Raw genomic sequence first — 7066 nt, 5'->3', positions numbered from 1 at the left:
AGACGCCGACGACGGTGGCGCCGCGGCGCTCGCTGGCATCGAAGCCGTAGCCGGCGTTGATACCGAAGTAGGCGCCGGTCCAGGTGAACACCGGAACGGGCGTGAACACCGGCGGCGGTGCGCGACGCGGAAGGTCGGCAGCGAAGGCGGAGCCGGCGAGCGCGATGCCGGCGAGGGCGGTGACGCCCCGAAGCATGGATTTCATGGTCTGGTCCTCATTCCATCTGGTGCCGCCGGACTTTTGCCCCGTCCGGCACCGATTGCCCGTCTTTAAGTCAACGGCTCCAAGGATGCTGTTGCATCGCGGTAACGCCGACCGTCCTGAAGACGGCCCCTTTGTGGCGCCCCGCCGTTATCCCTTGGTACCTGAAGCGATAAACACCCTCGAATGGTCAAGGTTCACTTGCGGCCACGCTTTTTTCCCGTCTCAGCGTTGGACAGATTGTCGCATTCCGGGAACCAGCTTCATGGAGTCAGGGCGATGGCGGAGATCAGCCGCCCGTAATCCGCTTCTCCGCGGTGGGTGGTTCGACGATAGCTGTAGAAGCGCTCGGCGTCGGCGTAGGTGCACAGGCCGAGGATCGCGGCTTCGCCGATCTCCGCCTGCTCCAGACGCATGCGCACGAACCCGGACAAGTCGAATTGCGCATGGCCGCGGCGCGAACCGTCCGAAAAGAACCGGTCGGACCCCGGCGCCTCGTCGCGGAAGCGCGCCATGAAGTCGGCGCCGACCTCGTAGGCAGCCTGCGAGATCGTCGGGCCGAGGACGGCGACGATCGCTCCGCGCCGGGCGCCGAGACCTTCCATGGCCGCGACCGTCGCCTCGACCACGCCGGTCAGCGCCCCCTTCCAACCCGCATGGGCGGCGCCGACGACGCCGTTTTCGGGATCGGCGAACAGGATCGGGCCGCAATCGGCCGTCGCGATCCCGAGCGCGAGGCCGGGAACCCGCGTCACCATGGCGTCGGCCTTCGGGCGCTCGTCCACGGGGAACGGCGCCGCGACCACGACGGCCTCAGCGGAATGCACCTGGTAGAGGCTCGCCATCCGATCGGCGGGCAGCCCGAGCTGCGCGCACATCCGCGCCCGGTTCTCGGCGACGGCCTCGGGCCTGTCCTGCGAGCCGAGCCCGCCGTTGAGGGAAGCGTAGAGGCCCTCGGAGACGCCGCCCTGCCGAGTGAAGAACGCGTGGCGGATGCTCGAATGCGAGCTGAGTTCCGGCGCTTCGACGAACATGGCGGCTCCTGGCGAGGGTTGGCACCCGCGATGCGGGATCACGTCGGCCCCGTCGATAACCGAAGGCGGCGAGGCTGACGATGGCTCGCCCGCCGCTTTAGCCCGGCGCGAAGCCCGGCGGAGCGAGCGCGGGATGGGTGATCGCCATCGCCTTGAACAGGCTCCCCATGCCGCCGGGGGCCGGATCGGTGAGGCGTCGCGCCGCCGCCGTGATCGCCTCGGCCTGGGCCGGCGTCGCCCGCGCCGTCAACCGCGCCGCGCGGGCGGGCAGGCCTAGGGAGTCGAGGAAGTCGCGCTGGTCGACCGGGCCGTGGATCGCGGCGCCCGCCTCCGAGGCCGCGCGTGCCAGCGCCGGGAAGTCGACGTGGACCGTGAGGTCGGCCTCGCCCGGCGCGTCGAGCGGCCCGACGAAGCGATGCGCCGCCACCGCCTGCAGCGTATCGCCGAAGCCCGGCCGGGCATGACCGTAATCGATCACCAGAACGGCACCGCCCTGGTCGCGGACGCGTCGCGCCAGGGCACGGGTCAGGTCGAGCGCGAGCGCGGGCAGGGTCATCACGGCGCCCTCAACTGCGACGGCGCCGATCGCGGGGTTCGGGTCCGGTGCGAGCCCGAAGGCGAGCGCACCGTCCGAGACGCCGACCAGCCGCTCGCACCACCCGCGGGCGGTGCGCACGAACTGGCGCACGGGCAGGCAGTCGAAGAACTCGTTGGCGACCACGATGGCCGGGCCGTGCGGCACCGCGGCGACGTCGGCATGCCAGGTCGGCGCGGCGGCCGCGAGCGCCGCCGTCTGCGCCGTCTGCAAGACCGGGCTGGTCTCGACGAGATGGAGGTCGATCGCGGCCGTCGGCGCCACGGTGCGCAGCGCCCGCAGCGCGTCGGCCATCAATGTGCCGCGCCCGGGGCCGAGCTCGACCAGGCGCAGCGGGGCCGGCGTCCCCATCGCAGCCCAGACCGAGGCGATCCAGATCCCGATCAGCTCGCCGAACATCTGGCTGATCTCGGGGGCGGTGGTGAAGTCGCCGCGCGGGCCCAAGGGGTCGCGGGTGTAGTAGTACCCGTGCACCGGATGCCCAAGGCAAAGCGCCATGTAGCGGTCGATCCCGATCGGGCCGGTCTCGCGGACTAGCGTGGCGATCTCGGCGCCGAGCGGCGTAGCGCTCAAGGCCGCACCGAACCGTCCGGTGCCGGCGCCATGGGAACCGGGGAGGCCTCGGCCGGGTGTCGTGGTCGCGTCACGCCGCGGGCGGCGAGCCCGATGAAGACGAGCCCGACGAGGGCCATCGGGACGCAGAGCAGCATGCCCATGGTCACGCCGCCGCCCAGCGGCCCGAGATGGGCGCCGAACAGGTAGCCGAGTTGGCGGTCCGGCTCACGGAACAGCTCGCACACGGTCCGGGTGACGGCGTAGCCGAGGACGAAGATGCCGCCGAGAAGGCCCGGCTTCCGGAAGCCGAAGCGGTTCACCGCCAGCGCCATCACAATGAACAGCAGCAACCCCTCGGTCGCGGCCTCGTAGAGCTGGCTCGGGTGGCGCGGCAGCGGGCCGCCGGTGGGGAAGACGACGGCGTAGGCGAAGTCGGGCGCGACCCGGCCCCACAGCTCGCCGTTCACGAAGTTGGCGATGCGGCCGAAAAACAGCCCGATCGGCACCACCACGGCGGCGAGGTCGAGCGGCGTGTAGCCACCGAGCTTGCGCGAGCGCGCGAACAGCAGCATCGCCAGCACCGCCCCGAGGAAGCCGCCGTGGAACGACATGCCGCCATTGCGGATCGCCAGGATCTCCATCGGATCGTCGAGGTACATCGGCAGATTGTAGAACAGCACGTAGCCGATCCGCCCGCCGAGGACGACGCCGAGCGCCACCCAGACGATCATGTCGTCGATGTCCACGGTGGTCGGACGGCGCACCACGCCCCAGTAGCGCTCGGCCATCACGAGGCGGCGCGCATAGAACCACCCGCCGATCAGCCCGGCGATGTAGGCCAGGGCGTACCACTTGATGGTGATCGGCCCGATCGCGACGGCGACCGGGTCGATGGCCGGAAAGGGCAGGGCGAAAAGCATCGGGGCCTCCCGTGGAAACGGCGGCATTGGACGCGGGGGCTGGGGGGCGTCAAGCCCGGGGTGTCGGTCCTGGGTTCGGCTCGCGACTCGATATCAGACGGGCGACGTCCATGCGCCTTGAAAGGTTAGTCGAGTTAGCTAAGATCGCGACGTTTCGCGATGAGAGTTCGCCATGCAGGTCACCGTTCACGCAGCGAAGACTCAGCTGTCCAAGCTGATCGAGGCGGCTTTGCGTGGCGAGGAGGTCATCATCGCCCGCGGAAGCGAGCCCGTCGTACAACTGGTCGCCATCCCGAAGACCACCTTCAAGATCGGGCTCTTGGAAGGTCAGGTCGCAGGTTCGGGTCCCGATTTCTTCGAACCAATGAACGCCGAGGAACTCGCCCTGTGGGAGGGTGAGCGTTGAGCGCAAGTCTCCTTCTGGACACGCATACCTGGGCTTGGTCGCTGACGAACGATCGTCGCCTCTCGCAGGTGGCACGGCAGAGCATATCTGCCGCTACGACCGTTTATGTGAGTCCGATCACGTTCTTCGAGATCGGTCAGAAGGTCCGCCTCGGCAAATGGCCAGACATGGCCCCCTTCGCCGACAGCCTCGTTGACCTCCTACTGAGGCAGGGCGGAAGATCTGCGTCGCTGACCAGTGATATCTGCCTGATGGCCGGCAGCATGGATTGGCCGCATCGCGATCCGTTCGACCGTCTCCTGGCGGCAACGGCTTTGATCCACGCGATGCCGCTGGTCTCGGCCGATGCCGTCTTCGACGGCCGCGTCACCCGCATCTGGTGAAACGGGCGATGCGCCGAGCCTCTACTGCGAGCGCCGCCCGAATGAGACCGCGTAGGCCTGGACCCGCGCGTCGATCAACGGGTCGTCCGACACCTCGACCCCGTCGGTGAGGGCGTTCGGAAGATACAGCAGCGCCTTCTCAGCGCTCGCGCTGTCGGCGACGGGCTTGGTCAGCGTCAGGGTGCCCATGTCGACCAACCGGCGCTCCTCGGGCCAGGGCTTGGTCGCGTCGTCGGTCCGGTCGCCGGCCTCGGCGAGCTGGGCTAGCACCTTGTAGGCGACCGGTGCCGTGCCGAGCCGCGTGCGGATCTCGGACATCAGGTAGTCCGGCGCCTGCTTGGCGCCCTCCTCGGCCGCGAGCAGCTCCTCGCCCTCCACCGGCACGATACGGTAGCGGAAGGCCTGCCGCTTGCCGGCCGCGTCGACGAGGACGAAGGCGTTGACGCCGTTATAGGTCTGACGCGCCAGGCTCGTCGGCGTCCTGGCGGTGGCGCCGGCCTTGCCGGCGGCCGGATGGCTCGCAACGAAGGCCTCGGCCGGCGTCGGCGTCCCGGCATCCTTCCCGCTCTTGGCGATCGCGACGAGCAGGTCGCGGAACTCCTCGCCGGTGGCGACCGGGAAGTATTTCAGGCTGTTGGTGACGACGTCCATCTCGCTGCCGTCGGCCAGCTTGAACTTCAGCGAGAGCCCGTGCGGGTTGGCGTCGGCCGAGCCGTCGGGGATGGTCGGGATGCCGGTCGCGTCCGAGAACCGCCCGGTGACCGGAACAGCGGGGCCGGAGAAAACCGAGGCCTTGCTGAGCCTGGCCGCCTCTGTGCTCGGGGTAAAGCTGCCCTCGACGACCGTGCCCTTGGCGTGGTTCGCCCGCATGCCGGGATGCTGCCCCCACAGTTTGTTCATCGCGTCGACGGTCTGCTCGGCGGTGGTGGCCTCTTCGGCGGATGTCGGTGCGACGGCCAAGCCGGCGAGCACGACGCCGCCGATCACGACGTGGCGGAGGAGCGGGAAACGGGTCATGCGGGTCTCCGGGCCGAGGCGGCCGCCACCTGGGACAGGGCCGGCGGAGCACGGCACATGCCACGATCTGGAGTTGCAGTGAAGAACCCGATTGCGCACAACGGACGAGGGTGGTTACCGGTCCGACGCGCCGCCCGCGCTGCCGACGACCCGGAGCCCGTGCCCGTCCGGACCCTCGGCGTAGGCACTGCGGCCGTCGGCCGACAGGCGGACCCGGTAGCCCGCCCGCCGGATCGCTTCCGTGGTGGCGGTGACGTCGTCGGCTTCGAACACGAGCCGCGTCGTCGCCGGGTCGCGCGGGCCGTAGGGGGCCGGCGTCGGCCGCTTCGTGTCGGGCCGACGGTAATGCAGGAGTTCCAGGTGCGGCGTGACGCAGACCGGCGGTTCGAGGCCGACGACATCGACAACGGGATCGGGAACACCGTCGAGGCGCGCCTGGGTCTCGCCCGCGTTCAGCCCGCGCCCGGCCACGCGTAACCCGAGCAGGTCGGCATAGAAGCCCAACGCGCGATCGAGGTTCGTCACGGTGATCGCCGAATGGTCGATGCCGAGGAACAGGCCCGGCGCCGTCCGCCATCGCTCCGCGGCCGGGCCGCCGGGGAAGGCAATCAGTTCGAGGGGATGCCCGTCCGGGTCGCGGAACTTGTAGGCGGTAACGCCGCCCGAGCTCTCGGGCAGCACCTGCGGCCCGCCGTGGCTGATGGACTGCGGCGACAGTCGCAGGAGTTGCGCGTGGGCGGCCTCCATCGCACGCACGGGGATCGCGAGATGCTGGAACACCGGATCGTTCGCGAGCGGCACATCCGGGTAAGGCGCACCCGGCGGGTCGAAGGCCAGGAACGCCACGAACTGTGCGCCGAGCCGCATCGTCAGGCGCGCGGCCACGGCGCCGTCTGAGCCGTAAGCGTCGGCGATTGCCGCCGGCAGCGGCTCGATCGACCCGACCTGCGCAAACCCGAGCCCGTCGCGGTAGAACGCTTCCGTCCGCGCAAGGTCCGCAACGGTGCGCTCAAAGCCGGTGATCCCTCGGATGCCCGCGCTCACAGGAGGCGCGCCCCGCGCCGGTTGGTGTAGATCGCATACAGCGTGTGCGAGGCGCAGAGGAACAGGCGGCTGCGGTTGCGCCCGCCGAAGGCGAGGTTCGAGACCGTCGCCGGCACCAGGATCTTGCCGACACGCTCGCCGTGCGGATCGATGCAATGCACGCCGTCGCCGGCGCTCGACCAGAGGAAGCCGTCCTCGTCGAGGCGGAAGCCGTCGGCGAAGCCCGGCTCGACCGTGTGGAAGAGGCTGCCGCCCGAGAGCGACCCGTCCTGCACGACGTCGAAGACGCGGATGAACCGCTTCGGGTCGTCGGCGAATTGCAGCCCGCTCTCGGCGACGTATAGCTTGGTCTCGTCGGGCGAGAAGGCGAGGCCGTTCGGCCCGTCGAAGTCGTCGGCGACGACGTCGAGCGAGCCGTCGCGCGGGTCGAAGCGGTAGAGTGCGGCGGGAAGCTCCGCCTCCTGCTTGCCGCCCTCGTAGTCGGTCTGGATGCCGTAGGGCGGGTCGCTGAACCAGATCGTCCCGTCGGACTTGCAGACGATGTCGTTCGGCGAGTTCAGCCGGCGCCCCCGATAGCGCTCGACCAAGACGGAGATCGTGCCGTCGTGTTCGGTGCGGGTGATCCGGCGGTCGCGGTGCGAGCACGAGAGCAGGCGCCCCTCGCGGTCGCGGGCGTGCCCGTTCTCGAAGCCGGTGCCCGAACGGTACACCGACACGCCGCCGGATTCGCTCCAGCGCATCACCCGGTCGTTGGGCAGGTCCGAGAACAGCAGCTCGTCGCGGTCGCCGAACCAGACCGGCCCCTCGCACCAGCGGAAGCCTTCGGCGAGCGTCTCCAGCGGCGCGTTCGGCAGCACGAAGGCCTTGAACCGCGGCTGCGTGACCTCGAAACCATCCATCGCCGCCAAAC

General features: G+C 69.9%; 8 protein-coding genes and 1 pseudogene. 2 read left to right on the top strand and 7 right to left on the bottom strand.

Annotation, left to right across the window (positions count from 1 at the left end; translation table 11 throughout):
* The 4 genes and pseudogenes from FV226_RS19780 to lgt form a co-directional block, all read right to left on the bottom strand.
* A pseudogene (locus tag FV226_RS19780) lies at nt 1-205 on the bottom strand (porin family protein); the annotation flags it as partial.
* Between the two features lie 260 nt (nt 206-465).
* Complete coding sequence (pgeF, locus tag FV226_RS19775) at nt 466-1236, bottom strand: peptidoglycan editing factor PgeF (RefSeq protein WP_147764230.1); 771 nt, start codon at nt 1234-1236, stop codon at nt 466-468.
* Nucleotides 1237-1333: 97 nt separating this feature from the next.
* Nucleotides 1334-2404: an SAM-dependent methyltransferase gene (locus tag FV226_RS19770; RefSeq protein ID WP_147764229.1), complete on the bottom strand. Its 1071-nt coding sequence runs from the start codon at nt 2402-2404 to the stop codon at nt 1334-1336.
* Nucleotides 2401-3306: a prolipoprotein diacylglyceryl transferase gene (lgt, locus tag FV226_RS19765; protein ID WP_147764228.1), complete on the bottom strand. Its 906-nt coding sequence runs from the start codon at nt 3304-3306 to the stop codon at nt 2401-2403. Before lgt ends, FV226_RS19770 begins: the two co-directional genes overlap by 4 nt.
* 172 nt (nt 3307-3478) lie before the next feature.
* Between lgt and FV226_RS19760 the strand changes: the two genes are divergently transcribed.
* A complete protein-coding gene (locus FV226_RS19760; RefSeq protein ID WP_147764227.1) occupies nt 3479-3712 on the top strand; it encodes a type II toxin-antitoxin system Phd/YefM family antitoxin in 234 nt (77 codons plus the stop codon).
* Complete coding sequence (locus FV226_RS19755) at nt 3709-4095, top strand: type II toxin-antitoxin system VapC family toxin (RefSeq protein WP_147764226.1); 387 nt, start codon at nt 3709-3711, stop codon at nt 4093-4095. Before FV226_RS19760 ends, FV226_RS19755 begins: the two co-directional genes overlap by 4 nt.
* A gap of 21 nt (nt 4096-4116) precedes the next feature.
* Here FV226_RS19755 and FV226_RS19750 read toward each other — a convergent pair whose 3' ends face one another.
* The 3 genes from FV226_RS19750 to FV226_RS19740 all read right to left on the bottom strand — a co-directional run bounded on the left by FV226_RS19750 (nt 4117) and on the right by FV226_RS19740 (nt 7055).
* Nucleotides 4117-5112 carry a catalase family peroxidase gene (locus FV226_RS19750; RefSeq protein ID WP_147764225.1) on the bottom strand — a complete coding sequence of 332 codons (996 nt, stop codon included), beginning with the start codon at nt 5110-5112 and terminating at the stop codon, nt 4117-4119.
* 114 nt (nt 5113-5226) lie between these two features.
* Complete coding sequence (locus FV226_RS19745) at nt 5227-6156, bottom strand: VOC family protein (RefSeq protein ID WP_147764224.1); 930 nt, start codon at nt 6154-6156, stop codon at nt 5227-5229.
* Nucleotides 6153-7055: an SMP-30/gluconolactonase/LRE family protein gene (locus FV226_RS19740; RefSeq protein ID WP_147764223.1), complete on the bottom strand. Its 903-nt coding sequence runs from the start codon at nt 7053-7055 to the stop codon at nt 6153-6155. The genes FV226_RS19745 and FV226_RS19740 overlap by 4 nt, the downstream gene beginning before the upstream one ends.
* Between the last annotated feature and the right edge of the window lie 11 nt (nt 7056-7066).

Source organism: Methylobacterium sp. WL12 (genome assembly GCF_008039475.1).
Lineage (GTDB): Bacteria > Pseudomonadota > Alphaproteobacteria > Rhizobiales > Beijerinckiaceae > Methylobacterium > Methylobacterium cerastii.
The sequence above is the reverse complement of the archived record's forward strand: the minus strand, read 5'-3'. Positions and strand labels throughout refer to the sequence as shown.